Here is a 23,882-nt window from a genome sequence, read left to right as displayed (position 1 = left end):
TTTGCAACGTGATTTTGATGATTTATATACCAATTGAGCCATAAGCCATCAAAATAAATTGATCTTTCTTTAAATGCACTATTTTCTCAACAAAATGTGTATAAACTCACATTTTTATATGGTAAATAATAGACTATGGCTTATTGAGCATACTCGCTCCCAAATTACAATATCCTGATTAAGGTCATAATTTTGATAGACTTCTTTATTTCGTTTCATTCGTCGTTCTCTCCATCATGGGAACTACTATGCAAAAGTAGGTATTCGGCTACAAGCCGCCATACTCGATTTCTGACCTATTTATACACAGGTATAGACAGCATTATACATTTGTTTAACAAAAGGTCTTTAGGAAATAAGGCTAAGAATTACGGGTTATCACTAGCTAATGTGGACGAATTTATGTTTAATTGCCTGTAAAACGAGTCCGGTTCGACTTTTCACTTTGAATTTAGCAAACAAACTGGCTCGATAACCATCAATTGTTTTAATCGACAGAAACATGCGTTTTGCGATCTCATGATAATTTAAGTCGCTACAAGCCAAATACAAGAATTCCTTCTCCCGATCTGTCAGATCTATTTGAAGCGCGATGTCTTCTACACTTTTTTCTGTCAAATAAGAGTTATAATACCCTTTTGCCCATACTTCAGTTAGTGCCAAATTGAGTTCCAAAACATTCATATTTTTTGTAAGGTATGCGCAACAGCCTGCTCGGATCATTTGAAGTACACTGATCGAATCGCTTAAAACGGAAAGGGCAACTAATTTTATATCCGGATAGGTAAACTTGATTTTGCCAGTAAGCTCTGCACCGCTCATATTGGGCATAAGCACGTCAATCAATAATATATCTGGATAGCTTTCTTGTCGTCTCAATTTATTTAACAAATCATGTCCGTCGGTAGCGTGCATCGTGACTTGGAAATCGGCAAGATTATTAATGAGCATGATTAAAGACTCCAAAACCAGCGCATGATCATCTACTATACCTATAGTTGCTTTCATAATAAAATACTTAAACAGTTGTTATGTATTTACCTGTTAAATCTAGATCGGTGTAAATTCTATATGATTATTTCATCAAGAATTTAATCCTTCTTCAATATTCAGTCCAGTACCAGAATTTTTAGGTCTTAACAAAGATGACAAAAAATATTTTTATGCCTATTTCACTCTTTGTAAAATATTGTATAGCAAAGGATGTCGGTTTCACATTTCACATCTCAATTGCATTTAACAATGAAGAGAAAAAACAACTAACGATCTATATAATAATAGGTTATATAATACCGTTATTATTAACAGAATGAACACAATCTACCTATCTATGAGAAAACTTAAATAAAAATGTGCAAAAATTGTTGTTACAAAATTTATATTAAAACAAAAAGGCCAGAAAATTCTAGCCTTCTATTTAATTTAATTCGACTTGGTAAAAGTCTGATAATTACTTTTCGTTTCTACTAGCTCCCTATCGGACAAATTTTAAATCCAATATTCTCAAGCTTCGCTTTATCGAGAATATTTCGTCCATCAAAGATATGCGCCGGCTTCAACATGTTATCGTAGATCCGCTGCCAATCATAGTGTTTAAACTCATCCCACTCGGTAAGGATAGCCACGGCGTGGGCGTCTTTACAAGCCTCATAAGGATCATTATATACTTGTACAAGCTTGCTGTTCTCATCCGATGATCTTGTAGCTAGGTAGTCAAGGTCGGTATAAACTTGCTGCTCGGGTACCTTAGGATCATAAACACCGACATGAGCCTGTTCGTATAGTAAGTGATCGGCTACATAAATCGCCGCAGATTCGCGCGTATCATTGGTGTCTTTCTTAAAAGCCCATCCTAAGAACGCAATTTTCTTTCCGTTTACCGTATTATAAAGCGTTTTTATAATCTTGTTCGCGAATCGCTTCTTTTGGTGATCATTCATAATAATCACCTGTTCCCAATAGTCGGCAACTTCCGTAAGTCCGTAGCTTCTCGCGATATACACCAAATTCAAAATATCCTTTTGAAAACAAGAGCCACCAAACCCTACCGAAGCCTTCAGAAATTTAGGACCTATCCGACTGTCTGTTCCGATAGCACGGGCTACCTCATTAATGTCTGCCTCAGTATGTTCACACAGTTCCGAGAGCGCATTAATCGATGAAACTCGTTGTGCTAGAAAAGCATTGGCGGTTAATTTTGACAGTTCAGACGACCATACATTGGTAGTAAGAATCCGTTCTCTGGGCACCCACTGTGCATATATATTGACCAGCGCTTCAATCGCTTTCTTTCCTTCTTCGTCCTGATCGCCACCAATCAACACGCGGTCGGGTTTTAACAAGTCCTCTACAGCCGTGCCCTCCGCTAAAAATTCCGGATTAGAAAGAATTTGAAATTTAACACCGTTTCCGGTATGCTGTAAAATATCCTTCAAGGTCCTAGCCGTGCGGACGGGAAGCGTGGACTTTTCGACAACTATTTTATCCGATTTACTAACGCGGGCGATTTGTCGCGCACAAAGTTCGATCCATTTCAAATCGGCTGCTTGTCCTTTTCCTGCTCCGTATGTTTTTGTCGGGGTATTCACTGAGATAAAGATCATGTCTGCTTCATTAATAGCTTGATCCACATCAGTTGAAAAAAACAGGTTTCTTCCCCTTGCTTCTGAAACAACTTCACTCAATCCCGGTTCATAAACGGGAATTTTATTAACATCGTGATCATTCCAGGCCGCAATCCGAGCCTCATTGAGATCAACCACCGTAACTTGTATGTCAGGACATTGCTTGGCTATTACAGCCATTGTTGGGCCGCCAACATAGCCAGCGCCGATACAACAGATTTTTTTTACAGTCATTTTTAAGGATAAATTCAAATTATAAACTAAATGTTTTTTATGTGCCGTGCGTTACAAAAATAAACAATGACAAAATCTCAAAGCGTTACATTTCTTTCACGAATCTTGAACAGAGAGATGCGGTGTTTAGCCTCCTTTTCAATTATTAGATCTTTCAGTTTCAAAGGCTGTTCGCTTTATGCCGTCAATTATAGTTACTCCGCAAAGAACTCCAAGCGAATTGAATACGAGATCATCGATATCGGCAAGCCCTACACCGGTGATATACTGAGTAAACTCTACTATAAAACTCGCGATAAAACCGATCCAAAACATTGTGTGCGGTCGCTTGACCTTCCATACTATATAAAGAAAAAGTGGTAGCGGAACAAACATTACAATATTGCCCAATATGTCGAGGTACACACTATTTACATCGATTGCATGTTTGTATAAATACCACTTCATTTTAAATGGGATTAATAATAATGGTCGCGAATCAGTGCTTTCAAATGTGGGGTTCGGCCTTCTTCCTGCAAAAAAAACCACATAGAATAAGATGATAAAATACAGCAAGCACCACACTCTCCATACCCATTTCATAATGGAATCCAAAGAATATTTAGATATAACTTTCACCAAATTGCTTAGCCGCATCTGCAACAACTTGCTTTACTTCTTGTTCACTATCGATCGGACAAATCATCAACGTATCATTTGCCTCCACTATAATATAATTATGTAAATTTTTCAAAACTACCTTTTTATAACTCGGCACATTAACCATGCAATTGCTGCTGTTGTATAGAATCACATTATTAGCGTCTGGTATAAGCACATTGCCGCTATTATCCTGTTGACTTAACCCATAAACAGACGTCCATGTTCCTAAGTCAGACCAGCCAAAATCTACAGGCAGGACATAAACCCGTTCGCTTTTTTCCATGATTGCATAATCAATGGATATATTCTCACATGCCGGATAATACGCTTCCAAAAAAGCTTTTTCTTCCGGTGTATTGTATTTTCCATATCCAGCCATAAATACTGCATTTAACTTTTCCTCATACTTTTGCAATTCAGCAAGAATAGATTGCACATTCCAAATGAAAATACCTGCATTCCAGAGGTACTTACCACTCGAAACATATTCTTGCGCTACTTGTAAAACGGGTTTCTCTCTAAAGGAAGCGACTTTGTTAAAGTTTGAAAATCCGGCAAGCGTCTCGTCGCTAATTTGAATATACCCATATCCCGTATCCGGTCTTGACGGCTTTATTCCTAGGGTAATCAACGCTTCGCTGTTTTCCGCTGCTTCCAGAGACATTTTGATATCCGACAGAAAACGCTCCGTATCTTGAATAAGATGATCAGAAGGGGCAATAACGAGTGTTGCATTAGGGTTTAAAGCTTGCAATTTATGACAGGCATAGGCGATGCAAGGCGCCGTATTGCGCATGGCCGGCTCACCGATAATTCTGTTCTCATCGGTAATCCCTAACTGCTCTTTTACCAATTCAACATATTTATGGTTTGTTAGCACATAAATATTGTCCTCCGGAACAATTTGCTTGAATCGCTCGTAAGTACTTTGAATTAAGGTTTTACCTAACCCAAGCACATCAATAAACTGTTTAGGAAGTGATGTTCTACTAACTGGCCAAAAACGGCTACCTACGCCCCCGGCCATAATAACAACATAATGATTTTTATTCATATATAATTTTTTATAACTGCGCAAAAAAATGCTAAACAGCTACCTCTTTCCATAAGTACTTAGGATAAACCCCTTTCTCAACTAAATCAGACAGTTCGTTTTTAACCAACGGTTTATCTTCTTGATACGTTACTCCAAAGCACGGGGCGTCAATAGGGATCACCCGAAAGCTTGCCTGTCCTTTCTGTAGCAAGATCTGCGCTGCCTCCGGTATGAGAAATTCGGCTTTCGGATCCGCTATATTTTCACGTACAAAAGTAACAAACAAAGGCTCAAGTAACGAAAATATCGCTGGAGTAAAACCCCAAAAATTCATTGAAACAAGATCGTCGACATTTAACTTGCCAGGTGTCCCATCGTGCTGAACAAACTCGATTTCACCTTCAGAATTTCTGTAAACCTTTGCTCGCTCATCCAACCTTTTCAATTCACTTGAATCTGATATGGCACAAACCCCTCTCGTTACAGGGCCACTATCCGATAAAGTTTTGTCAATCTTATACCCTAATAGCGCAAAGTAATCATCTTTAGCTTCATCTGCCAGAAAAGCCGCCATTCGCCGAAAAGCTATAAGACTATAAAAATCATCCGCATTAATCACACAAAAATTTTCTTTAACTACATTTCTTGCAGCCAACAGCGCATGTCCGGTTCCCCAAGGTTTAGTGCGCTCAATATACTCATTAAAACCGTATTCTGCCAATTGAGGCTCTTGAAATGCATAATCAACTTCCATTTGGCCTTTCAGGGCCTTTGCAAACTTCTCTTCAAATACAGTTTGATGTTCTTTCCTAATGATGAAACATACTTTTCCAAATCCGGCACGTATGGCATCAAAAATAGAATATTCCAAAATTGTTTCGTTATTCGGTCCAAAACCATCAATTTGTTTGTTTCCACCATAGCGGCTCGCCATTCCAGCGGCTAAGATTACTAAAGTCGGTTTCATTTGCTATTAATTTAAATCAATTTTTAAAGGAACTAATATTGACGACTCGCAAACGTAAACGATTTCGCCAGGAAATTTATCGGGGTGAATATCGGATAAATAATATTTTTTTTAAACGCAATGTCCGTAAATTGTATACAAACGGACCGCTTTTGAGTACTATTATCCAATATACCAACCGTTAAACGAAAGGTAGCATGATCGACTATAGCAATTCAGCGTTTTTTATAGATAAATGCCCTAACTCCTTATAAGCGCGTCCACTTTTTACATAGCTGATTATTTTAGTTAATTGCTGATGGTGATGCAAATCAGTTCCTAAAAAGTCATACATATTTTTATTAATAAGATATTGCGTTGTTATTGTAACTTGTTTTCCATAGTAACCTATTGGAGAAAGTAAGTTCAACTGCAACAAACACCCCATCTCTTTTAATTCATGGTACTTCCTTGTTTGCGATGAATAAAAATTGTAACGTTCGGGATGCGCGATGATTGGGATATACCCATTTGCGATAATGCGACTTACTATCTGTTCCAACGCAATCGGTTCGGCCGACCATGGCATTTCAACCAGTAAATGATTGGTTGGAAATGGTCTTAAACACTGCTCTTCTAAGAGCGCTTCAAATTTCTCGCCAAGCATGTATTCCGCAGATGAATGGGTATATATATCTGCTAAACCGGCTCGTTCCATTTCAGCATAGAACCTCTCGTGAGCATAATCAATTGTCTCCTTCGTATTAGGAAATACCTCATCATATATATGGGGCGTTAATATGAACGATTTTAAACCAAGAGACAAAAGTTTTTTTAGCAACAGCAGCGATACCGAAACATTTGGCGCCCCATCATCGATGCCTGGCAATAGGTGTGAATGTATATCAACTTCAACCCACTCTAGACTCGCATGTCCACTTCGTCTAAACAAATTAAACATCACTGTTCTCCTCATCAACATAAACGATTTCCGCATCAGTATATTGTACTTGCTTTCCGCCACTTATCTTTGTAAGCGTTGTACATAAATAATCAACACTTCCCACCCTTTCGTATAATTGCCCGTTTTTATATCAGTTCGTATCCATGGTCTCCATTAATTGGGTCTCCAGCTTACCTTTGTATTACCATGGCCGATACCTTATTAAAAACTGACTCACCACGAATTTCCATCCTCGATATTCTCCGGGGATTTGCCTTGTACGGAATTATCCTTGCTCACGCGGCATCTATATATCTTCTTGAATTACAATCCGAAGGAAAAAAAATCGGCAATGAAACGGACCTTTTAATCAAGAGTTTCTTAAGTTTTTTCGTAGAAAGAAAATTTTACTTAATATTTTCCTTCTTATTCGGCTTAAGCTTTTATATCCAATTTAGAAATGCTAAAAGAAAGGGTCAGCCATTTACAATCAAGTTTATATGGAGGCTGTTTGTTTTATTTATTATTGGTTTACTGCATAATCAATTTTATGCTTTTGATATATTGCATATCTACGCCATTATCGGTTTGTTACTTATTCCTGTTAGACATCTGAATCAAAGACATCTTCTATTCATAATAGCAATTTTAGTTGTTGCAGCTTGCTTATCTTCCGAATTCGGCCATCATATTAAAAGTTCTTCTTCCATGTCCTTAATAGCCAATTTAGGCTTCTCGCAACGTATTATCCATCAATTATCGTCCGGTCATTTCCTGATGATTCTTAGCTTATTCTATCTTGGTTACTGGGCCGGTACAGTTGATCTATTTAATGCTAAGGGTTTTCGTACTGAGCTATTAAAAAAATCCTTACTTCTGTGGTCGCTTGCACTTGGCGTGTTTTTAATTATTGGCAGTACGTTATATTATACAGCTACGTTGAGTGCCTTAAAAAGTCTATGGCTTTCATTCTGCTACATCGGCGGCATCTGTTTACTTTATTGGTACAGAAAAAAATGGCGGCTTTTTTGGTCAGCCTTGGAAAATTTAGGCCGCATGGGTTTAACGAATTATGTATTACAAACTTTTTTCTTCTTTCTTCTCTTTGAATTTGGCTATAAACAAGTAAAAAATGGAGAATTGCTTTCCATTATCATATTAGCCAACTTATTCTATTTTGCACAAATCATTTTTTCGATTTATTGGTTCAAAAAATTCAGCTTTGGCCCGCTTGAATGGATCTGGCGAAGCACTACCAATTTATATAAAAACCAGCCTCTTCAAAAAAAGAAATTACATTCAATGGTAGAACAAGACGCACCACTTAGCCAATAAGATAGCATTGATCATTCCGAATCTATTCCGTAAGTTTGACCTCCATGTTATCTATTTTAGAGGAGCCACAACTACCCATTCAGCAAATCCTTTCAAAAGTTCAGGATTCATTAAAAAAACACCCCAATTTATTGGTTAGCGCTTCTCCGGGGGCAGGAAAAAGCACCTTGCTTCCTTTGCGTTTATTGGATGAACCATGGCTCAAAGGCAAAAAAATTCTATTACTGGAACCCCGTCGTTTAGCTGCAATCGCGATCGCAGGGAGAATGGCATCTCTATTAGATGAAGATATAGGAAAAACCATAGGTTATCGGATTCGATTTGAACATAAAGTAAGCAATAGCACACGGATAGAAGTGGTAACCGAAGGTATTTTGACGCGCATGATACAAGATGATAATGCCCTCGAAGCATTTGGTTTAATTATTTTTGATGAATTTCACGAAAGAAGTATTCATGCCGATACTGCGTTAACACTCTGTCTGGAAACGCAAGAAATCTTACGCCCCGATTTGCGATTACTGGTAATGTCGGCAACGCTCGATTTACCTAACCTGGCACAGTTATTAAAAGCTCCAACTATTGAATGTCCTTCGAGAACACATCCGATAGATATTATCTATACAGGAGAGCAAAACTTGGAAAGTCTTCCGTCTTTATGTGTTCAAACTATATTGCGAGCACTTCATGAAACCATCGGAGACATACTTGTCTTTCTTCCTGGACAGGCGGCGATTAACCGATGTAAAGATCTCTTGAAAATAAAAAAGACAACTGCAATTATCCATTGCTTATATGGGCAGCTCTCAATAGCAGCACAACAAAGAGCCATCCTCCCCGATGAAAAAGGTGGTCGGAAAGTCATCCTGGCAACCTCCATTGCCGAGACCAGCCTCACGATCGAAGGCGTTCGCGTCGTCATTGATAGTGGCTTTACGCGCCAAGCAATATTCGACGCTAAAACTAATTTGTCAAGCTTACAAACGGTTAGTATTAGCCTCGACTCAGCAATCCAGCGAAGTGGTAGGGCCGGTAGACTTGGCCCTGGAACTTGTTATCGCATGTGGTCTAAAACACAAGAGGCTAAAATGAAAACCTATCGCAATCCGGAAATTATCGATGCGGATTTGATGCCTTTAACCTTAGAACTGTTCAAGTGGGGGATTTCATCTGTGGACCAGTTAAAATGGTTAACACCACCGCCGCTCGAACGATTTCTGCAAGCACAAAAGATCTTAACTCGTATCGAGGCCATCATGGATGGAAAGATAAGCGCTCATGGCAAAATGATACATCGTTTACCATGCCATCCCAGGTTAGCGCATGTGCTATCCGCAGCAGCATCCGAAAAATTACATTTGCACTTAGCAACAGATATTGCTGCCCTTTTGGAAGAACGCGATCCCCTAAGTAATACGATTGAAACCGATTTAAATTTGCGAATTGAAGCATTAAGAAGAGCGAGAAAAAACCGTATGTATCATCAGTCTTTCTCCAAAGTGATTAAGATTGCCGCCTATTATAGAAAGCTATTTGGTATTGAAGAGAACAATGACGATCCCGATCCTTACGTTAGTGGATGCCTTGTGGCCTATGCTTATCCCGATCGCATTGCCCGCAAGATAGAGCAGGGCAGCAACCGCTTCTTCATGGCCAATGGACGGAAGGCAACACTCCTTCTAAGTGATAGCTTATGTAACGAAGACTTTTTGGTCATAGCCCATATTGATTTTCGAGGAGGAGAGGGCAAGGTATTTCTTGCCGCTCCACTAAAGAAAGAAGATGTTTTTCCTTTGACAACACACGATACAAACATTCAGTGGGATTCAAATAACGGGGCTTTTCTTGCAAGAGAAGAATGGAAAATCGACAACCTAATCGTTCAGACAAGGCCATTACAGCAAATCCCCCCCGATCTGGTTACCGAAGTGCTTTTAAAGGTAATAAAGAAAGAAGGGCTACATTTACTTAACTATACGACGGAGGTTGAACAATGGCAGAATCGCGTAATGAGCTTGAAATTCTGGGATCAGAAAGCATATTGGCCTAAAGCTGATACCGATAGCTTGCTTAATTGCGTAGAAGAATGGCTAGCGCCCTATCTTACTAAGTGCCGAAAAGCAGAGGATTTGAAAAAGTTGGACCTAATTTCGATATTGGTCCATTGGCTTCCCTTTGAGCTGCAAAGAAAGCTGGAAAAACTGGCACCAACCAAGCTTACAGTGCCCAGTGGATCTCAGATTAGGCTTCGCTATTTACCAAATGGCGAGTCGCCAATCTTGGCAGTGCGTTTGCAAGAAGTTTTTGGTCTACTCGAAACGCCTACCATCAATGACGGAAAAACGCCCGTATCCCTTCATCTGCTTTCTCCCGGTTTTAAACTTGTTCAAATAACTGCGGATTTAAAAAGCTTCTGGAGCAATGCTTACTTTGAAGTCCGAAAAGAGCTTAAAAGAAGATACCCCAAACATGCCTGGCCTGAAAATCCAATAGATGCGCCGGCCGCGCGAGGCGTCAATAAGCGAATGTACCCTTGAGTTTAGCTATCTATTTTCTACCATGGTAATTTGCATAAAATTTCATTGAGCACTTAAAATGGATTTCCAAATGGCACCACCTCCTAACATAATTCCGGCACCAACAATCACTGCTACTAAACCATCATCAGCTCCTATTCCCAATAAAGCGATTCCAAAACCAACAAGTGTTATCGAAAAAGCAATAACTTTTATACCGAATATATTTTGCTTCACAGAATCTTGTCGCTCGTTATACTCATGTATGGATTCCTCTTTTTTTGAAAACGCCGCATAATGTTGCTTTCGGTTGATCAATTCAAATAGTGCTAAAATAGCTAAGGGCAAACCTACTCCGAGGCAAGTTTCCAGAAAGCGATCTAACCTTATACCCATAATAAATGGTGCGCCTATTTTCATCCATATGCTTACCACTAAGCTGACAATAGATGCAAAAACAATCGATTTTGCGGTCTGTTTCTTAGAAAATAATGACCAAATCAAGGGAGCGAAGAGTGAACCGCCCGCTATTGCCGCCGTGCTCAATACCATTTCAACAATTCCGCCAACTTTAGGTATCAGAATAGCAATAACCATTGTCAGCAATCCAAAAAGCACAGTGAAGACTCTTGCAACCCATACTAAGGTTTTGTCAGAAGCCTTCGGAAAAAAAATTTTTTTATAAACATCATTCGCAAAAACCACTGCAACTAAATTCAGTGTAGTGTTTGCTTTGCTTGCCGTAGCCGAAATCATTCCTGAAAGCACCAAGCCCACTAAGCCTGCAGGCAACACTTTTTGTGCCATCATCATATAAGCTCCTTCCGCTTCTATGCCCTGTAAATTGGGATTAATCACACGGTAAAGCATGGGAGGTAACATCCAAATAAACGGACAGATCAAATATAACCCTGTAAATAAAAACGCCACCTTACGCGCATTCTTCTCATTGGAAACACTGGTATAACGTTGCACATAGGGCCAGTTTCCTCCTATATAAATAGTTTGATATAAAAGAAAAGCAAAAAAGAATCCTATACTGTACTCACTGTTAAAAAAGTCAAAAAAATGGTCCGGAGCATTGGAGGCAAATGTCTGGATACCCCCTGCATCCTTTAGCGCCAGTGGAATTACAATTAATACCGCGGCAGATAAAACTACAAATTGCACCACATCTGTTACCAAAACGGCCCAAAGTCCTCCCGCAGCTGTGTATAAAATAATAATACCTCCAATAATAAGCACGCTGGCTTCAATAGAAATCCCCGAAGCAACATTTACCATCTTCCCAACTGGGTATAACACAGCCGCCACAGAAAACAAGCTATACAATAACGTTAAAGTAGTATAAAATTGTTGCGTCTTTACCCCGAAACGGACACCGATGTATTCTGCGGCAGTAAGCGCACCTGTTTTCTTCCATCGATGAGCAATAAAAATTGCTGTTATCAACCCACCTAGCATCATGGTTAACTGTATACCATTAGCCACGAAGCCTCCTTGATAAGCAATTGATCCCCATACAACAAAAGTACCAGCCGAAAAGTAGCTAATAAATAAGGAGAGGCCATTAATCCACCACGGTGTTTGCCCCCCAGCTTCAAAAAAAGTCGATGTATTTTTACTTCCTGAATAAGTAAACACCATTCCAATACATAAAATCAGAAGGGCAAATACAGCCATTACTACATAATCGATGTTATTCATCACAATCTAGGTCTTTATTTGTTAAATACAATTATCTTTGAGCATAACAGCGTATTCCAAATAAGGCTGCCGGAACGTTATTCGAAGGATGTGCCATGCTAACAATCAATTTTTCTGTTTCCACGGAACCATCGAATAATATAGCATTGATCGTTTGAAAATTATCTTGTTTTTCATATATAGTATTTCCCTTATCGTCTAGAATCTTATACGCTCTCACACAAAAAGGCATCACGCGTTCCGGGTGGGTCATTAGTACCGATTCCATTGGATGATCAAAATCCGTATCAAAGAAAAGGACCAGCTTACTTATCCTTTGTTTTTTATTCCAAACAATCTCGATGGATGGATTGGGATCTGTCGGATCCGCAACCCAGGCATTGCTTCTAACAGTTGGTCTATCTACACCATTTATAAGAAACCTAGGATCGAAAATATGCAATCCTTTAGAGACGCTTAACAATATATTTTGCCCTTCCGGCCTCCGCGCCGGACACCAAAATTCGAATGTGTCAACGCCCATATTTAAAGGCGGGATTTGCTTTCCATAATTTGACACGGCTTTATTTACCCCATTAAAAACAGCAACCAATCCCGTAGCCCGCTGTTCCGTATAAGGAAGTAAAATATTCGGATTATCTTTAAACACAAGGAACACGTATGTAGGATCAACCAGCGTCAGGTCAAAGGTTAATTCCAATAGTTGCTCTCCCTCGTTCAAGTCGAACGTTTGACTAGTCAGCAGCATATCCGGCGTAAAATTCCCTATTCTGCTGCTTTTTCGCAACTCCACCACTAATGTAGTATTACGAGTAGCCTTGACGGTTATTTTAAACGACGGGCACCTACCACTGGGTATAGGCAACAATTGGGCAGCAGCAATAAATAAGGGCTTCCACTGAACATCTATGGCATCAAATCCATTAAACTCCCACACAGAAGAAGCATTTATAGACGCTTGCTGCATCAAATCTAAGGGATCAGCCTGCTTTATATGCGGTATATAATGACCTATCTTTATTAATTCCCGTTGTAGTGTGTCTATTTTTTTTTCCTGTAAGAGTGCCGCCGGATTTAATTCGAACTGTCTGCATAAAACAGCTGCCATCCCCACCGCTTCCCCAACGTAGGCACTTGTAGCCATCACTCTAGTCGCTCCAAAAGCCACATGGCTTACGCTGATAATTCGTCCCGCCAGAAATAAATTCTTAATATTACGACTATAAAGGCAGCGATAAGGAATTTGAAAAACTCCTTTGCTATGCCACTGGTCACAAGCATTATTTTCACCGAACACGCCGTCCGCAGGATGTAGATCAATAGACCATCCGCCATAAGCCACGGCGTCCTCATGTTTTCTTTGCTCCACTAAGTCCTGTTGTGTCAACATGTAATCCCCTTCAAACCTTCTACTTTCTCTTTTCCCCGGAATTGCACCTACCCATTCCAAGGTCATCGTATCAGCTTCCGGAAAATTTCCCGAATTCTTGATATAATCCCACACACCATAGACAATCTTCCACAAATCCCATTTTATTTTCTCGCTATCATGCACCGTATCCATTCTGCCCCCATGCTCTACCCACCACAATTTACATCCAAATTCTTTGGCATTAAAATTCCTAAATCGGGGAATTTCTTTCGTTACATCCATTGCAAATGAAGGCGGTATAAATTTAACCGGCTTACCAACATCTTTACTATAAAAATATAGGCTATGACCAAGTAATTCTCCGTATACAGCTCCCGGAGCCATCAGTTCACCAAACTCTTCTTTGCTTTCGGCCCCCATTCTGAAGGCTGCGCCCGCTAAAAAGCCAACAATACCGTCTCCGGAAGCGTCACAAAACAACGGTGCCTGAAGCTGATATTCAATGGAATTCTGACTACAAAATGCTTTCAGTGCCGAAATATGATCGGGCCCATCTTTCTCGACCTCATATACCATCGTATTCAGCAATAGGGTAATATTGGGTTCTTGAGCCACCTTGTCTAAAAGAATCATATCCAAAATAACAGGATTTCCTTCCGGATTGCGGTAAGTATTTTCCACCAATAATTCATCAACCACCCCTCCCTCTCGGCTCCATCGGTTGTTGTTACCCATATGAGAAGTAGCCCCTAATATCCACAACCGGATCTCACTGGAGGCATTACCACCAAGTACGGGGCGATCTTGTACAAGCACCACCTTGGAGCCTTTGCGCGCCGCCGTAATAGCTGCACAAACACCGGACAATCCACCACCGGTTATAACAAGATCAGCCTTTAGTACTTCTACATACTTATTCCTTCCTGCTGCTACGAATTCTTCTTTAAACTTCATCTGTTAATATTTATTGATATGTAATTTTATTTTGTCGGTAGCTTCGTTTCTTATTATTTGTTTCAATCGCATCCCTAAATGGTTATAAGCTCACCAATCCTTTTTTAAACATTTTCCTATTATTGCCGTGGAAACTTCATTCGTAAATTTCATATCGATGTCCTGGCAACAGCCTAAAGGACCAAGCTAAGTTTTTATGCTTTGCTTCCAGTTCAACCTCTTTATTCGTCGCCAGATCTTTCACCCTCACATTTTCCTTGATGATGCCTTTTCCTCTTTTATTAACAGTAGATTTTCCGCTGCCATCCGGAAAATAGAAATCATACAAAAATGCTCTTTCTGATACCGGATATATATCTGCGTAAAACGCATCGCCTTGTTTCCTTACTAAAATCCCGTCCCCACCTACAAATAAAGGTAACTTGTCGGTAGGGAATTCATATTCCCGCAATGTACAAGGCCCATTAAAAACGGTCCCTTTTTCAAAATCTATCCACCTCCCTGCCGGCAAGTAGACATCCCGAGAAGTAGCGGTGGCATAATCATTTCCGTACACTGGAGTAGCCAATAAGGATTCACCCAACATCCAAGCATATTGCCGGTGTTCCTTCCCCGCTAAATAATACGTATTTGTATCTGTAGGAAAAGCAATTGGCAACGGTGTCATCGTATACGGATAACCTTCTTTAAAACTTTTAACTGCCGCACTATAGAGATAAGGCGCATATTGGGTATGCCAATCCGCTGCTTTCTTGACTGCATCCTTATAATGGGTATTTGTAATATTCCATGGACCTAGTCCCATCGCCATCACCGGGCTTACAGCTGCCAGCATTGCATTTCTGGCAAAATATAGTTCTTGATCGTTCGTAAGCGGCAGTTTTAAATATTTACCCGCCACAATATCTAGATAGACAGCAGATACACCACTTGCAGCATAATTCAATCCATTAATAAGGGGCCGATCCTGGTCATGACCATATTGGGTATCCTCCAGACGTAAAATATCACCAGGCACAGCATAAGCTCCGTTTCTGGCCATTAGTAAGTATTCTTTATCAATCAAGGCCCGATTCACCTCATCAACCTTGGCGTCATTATTTAACTTGGCACCGTCCAATAACATGAGATCTTCCTTAAATCCCTTCACTCCCCATTTGTCTGTGCCCCTCACGTACCAGTCAATCGCTCGTCTATTCCCACCATTTAGCAAAAACACGTTTCCCTGCGGAAAAACGACTTTATAGGTCTCCGGATTCATCGCGGCATCCGTCACAAAATAGCTTGAATCCAAACCCTGCAAGGTGAAAGGCCCATCGTTGGCCTCATAAAAGTTACCTTGATATTGCCGAGGAGCTTTAAAATTAATACGCAATCCCACTAATAAATCTATTCCCCGCTCAGCAAAAAACTTTTTAAAGCCTTTCACATCGGGGTATCTCGGAGAAGGCAATCCATCCTTTCTCCCTCCTTCCTTCAGGTCATCCCATATACCAAAACTTGTTGTACTGCCTTCACTTGGATTTTTTCTTTCTCCTTTCCAAAACCCCGAACCTACCACGGCCCATTTAGGTCCAAACCCATTTTTCAAATAATGATCCAAATCTTCTTGCACCGAATGCTGAAAAGTATTCCATCCCAATGAGCCAAATGCTTCATACCCCAATTCGAAAAAGCGGTATTTTGGTTTAATATCTGGGTATCCCTCCTGAATTTTTAGTTGCTTATAACTACTGTAGATCGTTCTCGGCCTACCAAGAAGATAATAAATTTTAGCCTCCTTAACACCTACAGCACCTAAACGGTTTTCTCTATCGCTAATCGCTACCCGTTTTGTTCGCTTTTCGAAAAGAACCTGCGCAAATTGATTTTGTGGAAAAATAGAGAACGTAGAAATAAAGCGATGCCCATTGTCCCGATTGCCAAAATCATCCTCTATAAAATTACGAATGGCCATGTTGTCTCCATAACCTCCATGATCGCCTAAGCCATAGGCCGGGCTAGCAGCAGCGGTACAAAAATCGATCGTAAACAAGCTATCCACTTGATTGGATATAAACGGTTGCAGTTTTAAGGCTACATAATTTGTATCAAAGAAAACACTCAATCGCGCTTTCATGCTTTGCTCATTTTCAACAGCCAACTGCAACAGGCTCTCCTCTTGTTTTAATATTCCTTTCGCATTAGCAGGAAGTGGAGGTCTTTCCGCTCCTTTTGCAAAACGGATTCCGGCTTGCGCGTGTGGCGATATAGCCTCAATGTGCTGCCGGTTTAATAAAATACCATAGCGCAAGCCCTGGGGTATGATAAAAAAAGTATAGTGATCTCTTCTGATAAATAATGTATCAGGCAAGTTTGTGGCCTTCGCAAATAAGCAGGCGAAACAACATAAAAACAAAAGACCTTTATTTTTCATCTGTAAATAACTTTATTCCATCGGTCAGATGGAGCTTACCATGTTAAAAATTCACATTGTCCTGTGTGATGGAAATGCGATTTTTAACATGGACGGTTCATCTAAAATATCACCCTTTACTAAAATTTTTCCTATGTAGATTTGAGCATGCGCATATTTCTCCGGATGCGCGGTAATATCATCTAGTTGATCTGCTCCTAAAATCTCCCTTTTGTCAGGTATTATTTTATCTATACTAAACGTCACCTCATGTTTTCCAAGTGAGGTCTGTAACATAAAAAACTGTCCCCTGTAACGGTTGTTACAATTGATATTAAATCGGTTAAGTACGGTTTGCCCTTCAGACACAACGTTGTAACGCACACCTTTATCAACAAGCAGTTGCACTTCTCTGCCATCCAGCGTCACCTTAAGTTGTCCAACTTCCGGCCCCCCTATATCGAATAAACCAACAGCATCTCCTTCAAAACGGATCGTGCAGCTGGCTCCCGCTTGATCGGCCGTCATGACTGTAGGAAACCACACGCCAAACTGTTGCAGTTTTCCGGTAGTCGGAATCTCTTTCCAATCATCCGAAAATATTGCGCCTTCTTGAGGGCTTATCCATTGCGCTTGCTCCCAGTTATCAACATACAGTGCAGAAGGCAAATCAGGCGCAGCCTCTTTTCCTGACAAAAAAAGCTCAAGTGCAGCACGAAACATCCTTACTATCGCAGCAGCATATAAGTTTCCTCCAATCGGTAGTGGGTGAACGCCATCTTCGGTAAAAATTGGTTTTCCAAGTTTATTTCCAGCATCACCTTTTGCTATCAGTTTTTCCTGTTGTACCATCCAAGCCAGGTATAAAGCCATGTGTACCGAAGGCAACTGATAGTGATCGGCCAGTTGTTCTATTTTAGCAATATGGGTTAAAATAGTTCCTTCTTGGTAGGCCTTTAGTTGTCCTACCGTCGCTGCATAGATCAAGCAGATATCGATTTGCGGATCAGTTTTTTTAATTTGCCGAATAATCCCTTCCATTCCTTGCGGAAAACCACCATTTGCAGCAAACTCTATAAAAACGAGGTCCGGCTGCTTTGACAATAATTGGTCGGCCAGTCGGCAGGCTCCTAAATCAGCGTCCGTTCCAGGAATTCCTGCTGTTAGCTCAACAAGTTCATTATTGGGCAATAACACTTTAAGAAGTTCTGTAGTCTGTTTACGATACCCTTTATCTGCCTGTGTAATACTTCCCCCAATATAGCCTACACGTAGCTTTTTTCGCTCCCTGGCTTTTTTAAAAAAATTAGCCGCTCCCTTGCGCAGCTTAAACTCGTCAATCCCCTTAATCTGTAATGCTCCTGTTTTAGGCAAGTTCTGCTCAGTTATACCGAGCTTGTTGGCAACCTTAAACGCCAATGAATCTCCCACTTTATTCAAGCCTTCTTGGTTGTAATGAATCTCGTCCGTCATTAAACCGCTGTTTATAAAAAGATTTGTTCCTTCAAAAGCGATATACACCGAATCCATCTGTTTAGCTACGTGGTCTTGACTGGCCCGTACCTGATCAAAACCTGCCCTCGGATGGTTATTGTAATAACCGGTTTTAACTATAAAAAATGGCGTACTAGCATGCATGGCTGTTCTAAAGCGTACGATCAGTTCTTTAAGACTTCGCTCGTATGCTGCTTGCGCTAACTTCCCACTATTAATCGCATTAGCGTCTCTCTCCCCTTGTAGCCAAATAATACCACTAAGTGGCAGGCCGGTCTTTTTCATAGCGGCCTCTACTTTGCGTAAAGCATTATTAAACAATCTTCCGGAAACCGCCCATGTCCCATAATTATCCAATTCGGCTTTTTCATGACAGGAGCTCCCTCCTCTGGAAGCTGGCACTAATACAATCGTATCGCCCGTAAGTTGATAAAAAGTATCAGCAAAAGCGGGCCAGGCACTTCCTGAGCTTGCTGATTCAAAATCCAACTCATTAGCGCCCACGGGATCAATCAGCGGTCTTAATGAGTCTGCTTGGTAAACATATTCATAAGCCACTCCCGGCATTACAGCAGGAGCTAAAGAAGCATTGCCCTTTCCTACACTATTGCTCTGGCCGGCCACTAAAAACAAGTACTTAGCCGCCTCCACTTTCCATATAGCGCAGCTCAACAATAAGAAAATGTAACAAAATTTCAACCTCATTATAAATCAATCAATAGTGATAGCCGCTTCCTTACTAAAATGTGCCAAACCGTAAGAAAAAGTAAGTACATCACCTTTTTTTATTTGGTAGGGTAACTCTTCCAACTTCAATCTTTTCTTAAAATACAAGGCATCTGTTCCTTCCTCTTCCAGTACCAGCGTCGTTTCATCCTTGCCGTTTTTAGTTACCCGTATCTCGGCTCGTTCTTGTACCAAAGGATTTAAGTTCAGTGGTACAGCCAGTTGCACTAGGAGTTCTTTATTCTTTGATTCGCCAACTACGCTCAATTTCGTTAAATCGTAGTTCCGATAGGCAATCCCTTCCATCCAGGCTGTGTTAAAAGTGACCCAACCTTCCGTATGGCCGGGATCTCCTCCGTAAGAATCATACGGATATACATCCTCCTTCGGTGAACCATCCAACACCCCTCTTACCGTTTGCAACATGCCTGCTCCGCCTTCATATTCCTGAAACCAACCTAGGTCGGCCCCTTCAAAATCAGTGCAAGCATCGTAGCTATAATGCCTGCCAGCGGGATTTCTACCAAACACATTATCAATCTGTCCTACCGCTATTTCTTCTAATCGCTTGTTCAGCTTCTCGTCAGTCAACACCTGTTTTGCAACCAAAGCAGCTACCGGAAATCCAGCAATATTACCGGGCTCATTAAAACTACCATTCGGATTAAACGTCGGATCGTTGGCCGATTTAATCTCAGGGATTACCCATTTATCTTCTTTATATTTTCTAAAGTCCCACATATTATCCGAACGTGAGATGGCCACCTCAGCCCACAACCTTATCTTTTCAAGCAACTTTTTTGGTGCCTTATCGGGATACTGTTTTAAAAAATAACCCAACGATTGCATCGTTACGTACTCATTCATTCGTTGTCCTTTCGTAGTTGCAGGATCCTTCCAATCCACATTGTCAACAATCCACTGCGTTTGCTTCATCGCTGCATCCCAGTAGCGTATAGCATCCCTTCTTCCTTCGCGTTTAGCGACTTCAAACAGCATTAGGTTTGGCACAATTGAGTGCCCTGGAGGAAACTGCCCCTTACCCGTTCCCATAATGGTATAAGTTTGAAAAAGATTGGCACTATGCTCAATATCGTGCCAGCGCCATCGATTATTGTCAGCGGTTTCCCAGATAGCAAACACATAGTCCCTTGCTTCTTCATATACCTCTCTCGGTATATATTCACTTAAATACGGATATGCATATAGGAAATAAGCCAATTGTTCCTTTAATAAGGTATGATTCACTTTTCCCCTCAAGTAAATGTCTACTGCATAATATATGAGACGAACAATTTCCGGCGTATTTTCAGGGAGCCTTTTCCTCAAACCAATATATTGTCCTTCAATGGGCATGCGATCTACCGAAAAGGCGTCAGGATTCGAGAAATACAGGTTGATTAAGGCTTGTAACTCAAAAGAAAATTGATGGCTATCCCGCCAAGCGATTCCTAGAAAAGGGCAACCTGCATCTTGCACCGTTGGTTTAAAACTGTTTGTATTTCCGTACCAACACCTATCATCTATCATAAACTGTATGGCTGGTTTATAGGAAACACGCTCGATTAAATAGGGAGCTATTGTAAATGGGAAAGAGACACCTACATCCTGCCCTTTAACAATTATTTTATAACTGGACGAGCCCTCTGGATTAAAGGCCGTAAAATCACCTATTTTATTTTTTATTACCCCTTCAAACAGCATTTTGTCTTCATCCGCTTTCGCGATAACAAAGGGTGTTCCATTCGCAGCAAGTGGGGCCGTAAACCGCTTTACTGCACCTGTATTATAACCACTTTGGTTTACCATTACGGGTTGCCGCTCGTGAGCAAAGACTTCTAATTCACCCATCACCGTATTATTCTTGGGTTTATACTCAACTACTAACTTACTGGCAGTAACCGGTGTAAACGTTATCAGCTTTTTCGCTGGCAGTACATTAACAAATACCTCCTTCTTTTCAGAAACGTTAATCGTAAAGATCCGAAGGGTATCTGTTCCCTTAAAACCTCTAAGAAGTATACGATCAATATTGAACGTCCCCTGCAAGTCCACCTCTATTCTATTAATAGGAGCTGTCGGGTAAGCATAAAACAAGGTGGCATCCTCCCCGTCGACAAAGTGTTCGCCAGGATTATCAGAAATTTTAGGAGTAACGGAAACCGGCTTTCCTTTAGCAAGATTCAGCATCTGCGCTGCAAGCCTATTGAAAAACAATAAGCCTGCAAACAAAAAACAGACTGTTAACTTTCGATTTATCATTGGTTTCATCCGTAAATAACTAGTTCGTTTGTATTTATATTTTTGCACTCATAAAACGCATAAGCGCTTTTTTATCCATTGGGAGGTTTGTCAATCAAGTTTTACTACTCTTAAACCATAGGCTGGAATGTGCATAGCTATCTTATTTTCTATCTGCGCCCTCTTGCGCAAAACCACCCCTGTTTGATCTAACAAAACCAGCTTTCCGGTTGGCTTCCCTAGCTTATGCTCATATAGGCTGTCGGTAGTCAACTCTATCTGTTGATCTTCTGTGCTGTTATTCATCAACACAACATAATAGGTATCGTTCGCGATACCTTTGGCGCAGAAATAGTCGATTTTCTCATTCGTTAACCGGATCGTTTTTTTTGGAAGATGTAGTTCCACCTCTTCATTAAACAAGCTGCCTGTTGCAAAGCCATAAGGCTGATGAGGGCCAACTTTAGGGGTTAGAAATCCTCTTGGAAAAGCAATCAGCTGATTCGTTCTTAAGGAAGCCTCCGAAAGGAGGTAATCCATAATCCATCCGATCTGCCACCAGGCATGATGCGGAAACGGTCCGGGTCCTGCATTCATCGTACTCCAATAGTAAGAAGCAACGTGACTAGCCGGATCAACAAATGCATCTCTTCCCCATGCCGCAGCACGTGCCATATCAATAAAAATTGAATCTTTCGTAAGTTCGAACATCCTCACAAACATACCCGCATGACTGGCCAATAAAATTGGACCGGAGACATTAGCAGAACCAAAGATTCCACCATGCTCAAAGCTTAAACCAACTTGACTAATTTGCCAGTCTTTCCACTCGGTTCCCTTAACATGCTTATTTGTCTTCGAGGAAATGGGGTGTGTATAAATAGAAGTTGTATACAAACGGGCCGTTTCGATAGCCGCATTTAGATAAGCTTCTTTTTTAGTGATGTCATACAAGTCAAGAAATGCCTGCGCTGTCTGGCCTGTTGCAAAATCCGGTGCAAAACGCACATCCCCGCAAACCCCCAAAAACGAACCTTTATTTACCGCTTCCTCCATCAACCAATCAGCGCCTTTTTTAGCACCTTCCAAGTATTTTTTGTCGCCCAGCAAACGATATGCAACCACTAATCCATAAAAAGTCGGTCGTCGGTCCGTCAATTCCTTAAACACCGGATGCGTTGTCTTACGATCATAAGCAACTTCCCATCGTCCATCCGCCTTTTGCCAATCCAACAACTTATCTCCGCCCGCCCGCAAGCGTTTTAACAGTTCCACGTCTTGCGGCTGATATAACAGTATATTTCCGAGATCAATCATTGTATAATAAGTCAGAGCGATGGGTTCCACGTAGTCGCCCCATTCTTCGGTAAAACGCTTGCCTTTCCACAAGTAATACTGGCCAATTGCAGCGCCCTGGAAAAAACCGGTATCCTGCTGTTGCTGAACCAATTTAAAGTTGCGCGCATAAGGAAGTCGTCCTTTTTGAAGTACCGTATCACCGCTTAACTTGGCCGTCATCCACATCGCACCGTAGTCTGAATTCTTAACTGCGTCGCGGTCAGATCCGGCGATGGGCCCTAAGTATGCTTGTGCGCCTATTTTTAATCCCTGGTAATCATAGGTGTTCCAAAGAGAAGTCGATTCATTCTTCAGATAGTCAACCATAGCACCAATGCGATGGGTGAGTGATTCATTCGTGTTTTTTAATGCTAGAAAATCTTTGAACCGATAAATATCATACACTGCGTGCTTATAAAGCGCAAACCAGTTATCCGTATTTAATGCATATCTAAATCGAAAAACGCGCTGCTCGCCCGCATGCATGTAGGAGCTATCTTCACCTAAAACGGGATGATATAAGGTAGGCGAAAGCTGCCCCGTACGGTTCATTAAAGACAAGCCCAAGCGCCATTTACGTTGCGTGATGGTATCCGACTCCCAAGGATCCCTTCCTGTCCCCGGCGCCGGTATTACTGCCAAACTTAGACCATTCAGCTGCTGCACGAGCGGAGCTAAGGTGCTAGCGACCCGCTCGCGCACAATAACCGGTTTAGCTGGTATACCCTGTCCGTAACCGTATGCCAGCATTAAATTTGGTTCCAATTTTTTTCCTTGGAAGTAACCCGGAAGGATCGCCCATTTTAAATGCTGCTCTTCTATCGGATACAGTGTTGGGCTCGCTATGGCATAATATCCAGCCTTTTTCGCCGTAAGGCGTATCTCCACCAAAATGTCTTTCGCCGAACTGTCTAACTGCCATAGTGACTCCAAGGAAAGTACATCCGTATCCTGCTTAAAGCGCAGTTTCCCACCAACTCGATCAACTTTTTCAGGAAAAAACGAAATCGGATTACCCGCCGTATTTAAGGGAACTGGCTGAAGCGCCTCTTTCCACATCTTCAAATTATGCGGATAAGCTTTAAATAAATTAATTTGATAAGCCTGCCCATTAGGACTGCTTGTATCTGGTACATCTTTGCTGTACAATATCGTGTATTCGCCCAGCGTATTAACTACCGAATCGGCGTGCTGCCCATCTTTTAAAATAAGTTGATTCAACCGATAGCCCTGCGCTGTCTTCGTCCACTGCAACTTAAGATACTCATTTTCCAAATCTACATTAGATTGAGCAAAGCCGGTTAAACTTAGAAGAACCAAGCTGATACAAATAAATAGGCGATCATTCATAGGGATTTCTTTTTCTCAATTTGTCATCA

Annotated in this window: 14 protein-coding genes; 2 read left to right on the top strand and 12 right to left on the bottom strand. The window is 41.0% G+C overall.

Translation table 11 applies throughout. The annotated features are described in order from the left end of the window. Positions 1-381 precede the first annotated feature (381 nt). From E0E36_RS12140 to E0E36_RS12115, 6 genes are all read right to left on the bottom strand, one after another. Positions 382-1,008, bottom strand: coding sequence for a response regulator transcription factor (locus tag E0E36_RS12140; protein WP_013665289.1), 627 nt, complete (start codon positions 1,006-1,008; stop codon positions 382-384). Between the two features lie 458 nt (positions 1,009-1,466). Then, a complete protein-coding gene (locus E0E36_RS12135) occupies positions 1,467-2,858 on the bottom strand; it encodes a UDP-glucose 6-dehydrogenase (RefSeq protein WP_130856186.1) in 1,392 nt (463 codons plus the stop codon). Positions 2,859-2,996: 138 nt separating this feature from the next. Continuing rightward, entirely contained in the window at positions 2,997-3,440 is a 444-nt protein-coding gene (locus E0E36_RS12130) for a VanZ family protein (RefSeq protein WP_165446974.1), read from the bottom strand. A 19-nt stretch (positions 3,441-3,459) separates the two neighbouring features. After that, the gene (locus E0E36_RS12125) at positions 3,460-4,554 is read right to left on the bottom strand and encodes a mannose-1-phosphate guanylyltransferase (RefSeq protein WP_130856184.1); all 1,095 of its coding nucleotides are present in this window, start codon (positions 4,552-4,554) and stop codon (positions 3,460-3,462) included. A gap of 31 nt (positions 4,555-4,585) precedes the next feature. Next, the gene (locus E0E36_RS12120) at positions 4,586-5,503 is read right to left on the bottom strand and encodes a nucleotidyltransferase family protein (RefSeq protein ID WP_130856183.1); all 918 of its coding nucleotides are present in this window, start codon (positions 5,501-5,503) and stop codon (positions 4,586-4,588) included. 205 nt (positions 5,504-5,708) lie between these two features. Further along, positions 5,709-6,458: a tyrosine-protein phosphatase gene (locus E0E36_RS12115; RefSeq protein ID WP_130856182.1), complete on the bottom strand. Its 750-nt coding sequence runs from the start codon at positions 6,456-6,458 to the stop codon at positions 5,709-5,711. A gap of 174 nt (positions 6,459-6,632) precedes the next feature. Between E0E36_RS12115 and E0E36_RS12110 the strand changes: the two genes are divergently transcribed. Continuing rightward, the gene (locus tag E0E36_RS12110; protein WP_130856181.1) at positions 6,633-7,760 is read left to right on the top strand and encodes a DUF418 domain-containing protein; all 1,128 of its coding nucleotides are present in this window, start codon (positions 6,633-6,635) and stop codon (positions 7,758-7,760) included. Positions 7,761-7,804: 44 nt separating this feature from the next. After that, positions 7,805-10,297, top strand: coding sequence for an ATP-dependent helicase HrpB (hrpB, locus tag E0E36_RS12105; protein ID WP_130856180.1), 2,493 nt, complete (start codon positions 7,805-7,807; stop codon positions 10,295-10,297). A 42-nt stretch (positions 10,298-10,339) separates the two neighbouring features. Here the strand turns inward: hrpB and E0E36_RS12100 are convergent, their stop codons facing one another. From E0E36_RS12100 to E0E36_RS12075, 6 genes are all read right to left on the bottom strand, one after another. After that, the gene (locus E0E36_RS12100; protein ID WP_130856446.1) at positions 10,340-11,983 is read right to left on the bottom strand and encodes a sodium:solute symporter family protein; all 1,644 of its coding nucleotides are present in this window, start codon (positions 11,981-11,983) and stop codon (positions 10,340-10,342) included. 31 nt (positions 11,984-12,014) lie between these two features. Then, positions 12,015-14,309, bottom strand: a complete 2,295-nt coding sequence (locus tag E0E36_RS12095; RefSeq protein ID WP_130856179.1) for an FAD-dependent oxidoreductase — start codon at positions 14,307-14,309, stop codon at positions 12,015-12,017. A 136-nt stretch (positions 14,310-14,445) separates the two neighbouring features. Continuing rightward, a complete protein-coding gene (locus tag E0E36_RS12090) occupies positions 14,446-16,725 on the bottom strand; it encodes a TIM-barrel domain-containing protein (protein ID WP_130856178.1) in 2,280 nt (759 codons plus the stop codon). 51 nt (positions 16,726-16,776) lie between these two features. Further along, entirely contained in the window at positions 16,777-18,903 is a 2,127-nt protein-coding gene (locus E0E36_RS12085; protein ID WP_130856177.1) for an SGNH/GDSL hydrolase family protein, read from the bottom strand. A 6-nt stretch (positions 18,904-18,909) separates the two neighbouring features. After that, entirely contained in the window at positions 18,910-21,195 is a 2,286-nt protein-coding gene (locus E0E36_RS12080; RefSeq protein ID WP_168204538.1) for an early set domain-containing protein, read from the bottom strand. Between the two features lie 81 nt (positions 21,196-21,276). Next, complete coding sequence (locus tag E0E36_RS12075) at positions 21,277-23,853, bottom strand: glycerophosphoryl diester phosphodiesterase (RefSeq protein WP_130856175.1); 2,577 nt, start codon at positions 23,851-23,853, stop codon at positions 21,277-21,279. Between the last annotated feature and the right edge of the window lie 29 nt (positions 23,854-23,882).

The sequence above is a fragment of the Olivibacter jilunii genome (assembly GCF_900607235.1).
Classification (GTDB): Bacteria; Bacteroidota; Bacteroidia; order Sphingobacteriales; family Sphingobacteriaceae; genus Olivibacter; species Olivibacter oleidegradans.
This window is presented reverse-complemented; position numbering and strand designations above follow the sequence as displayed.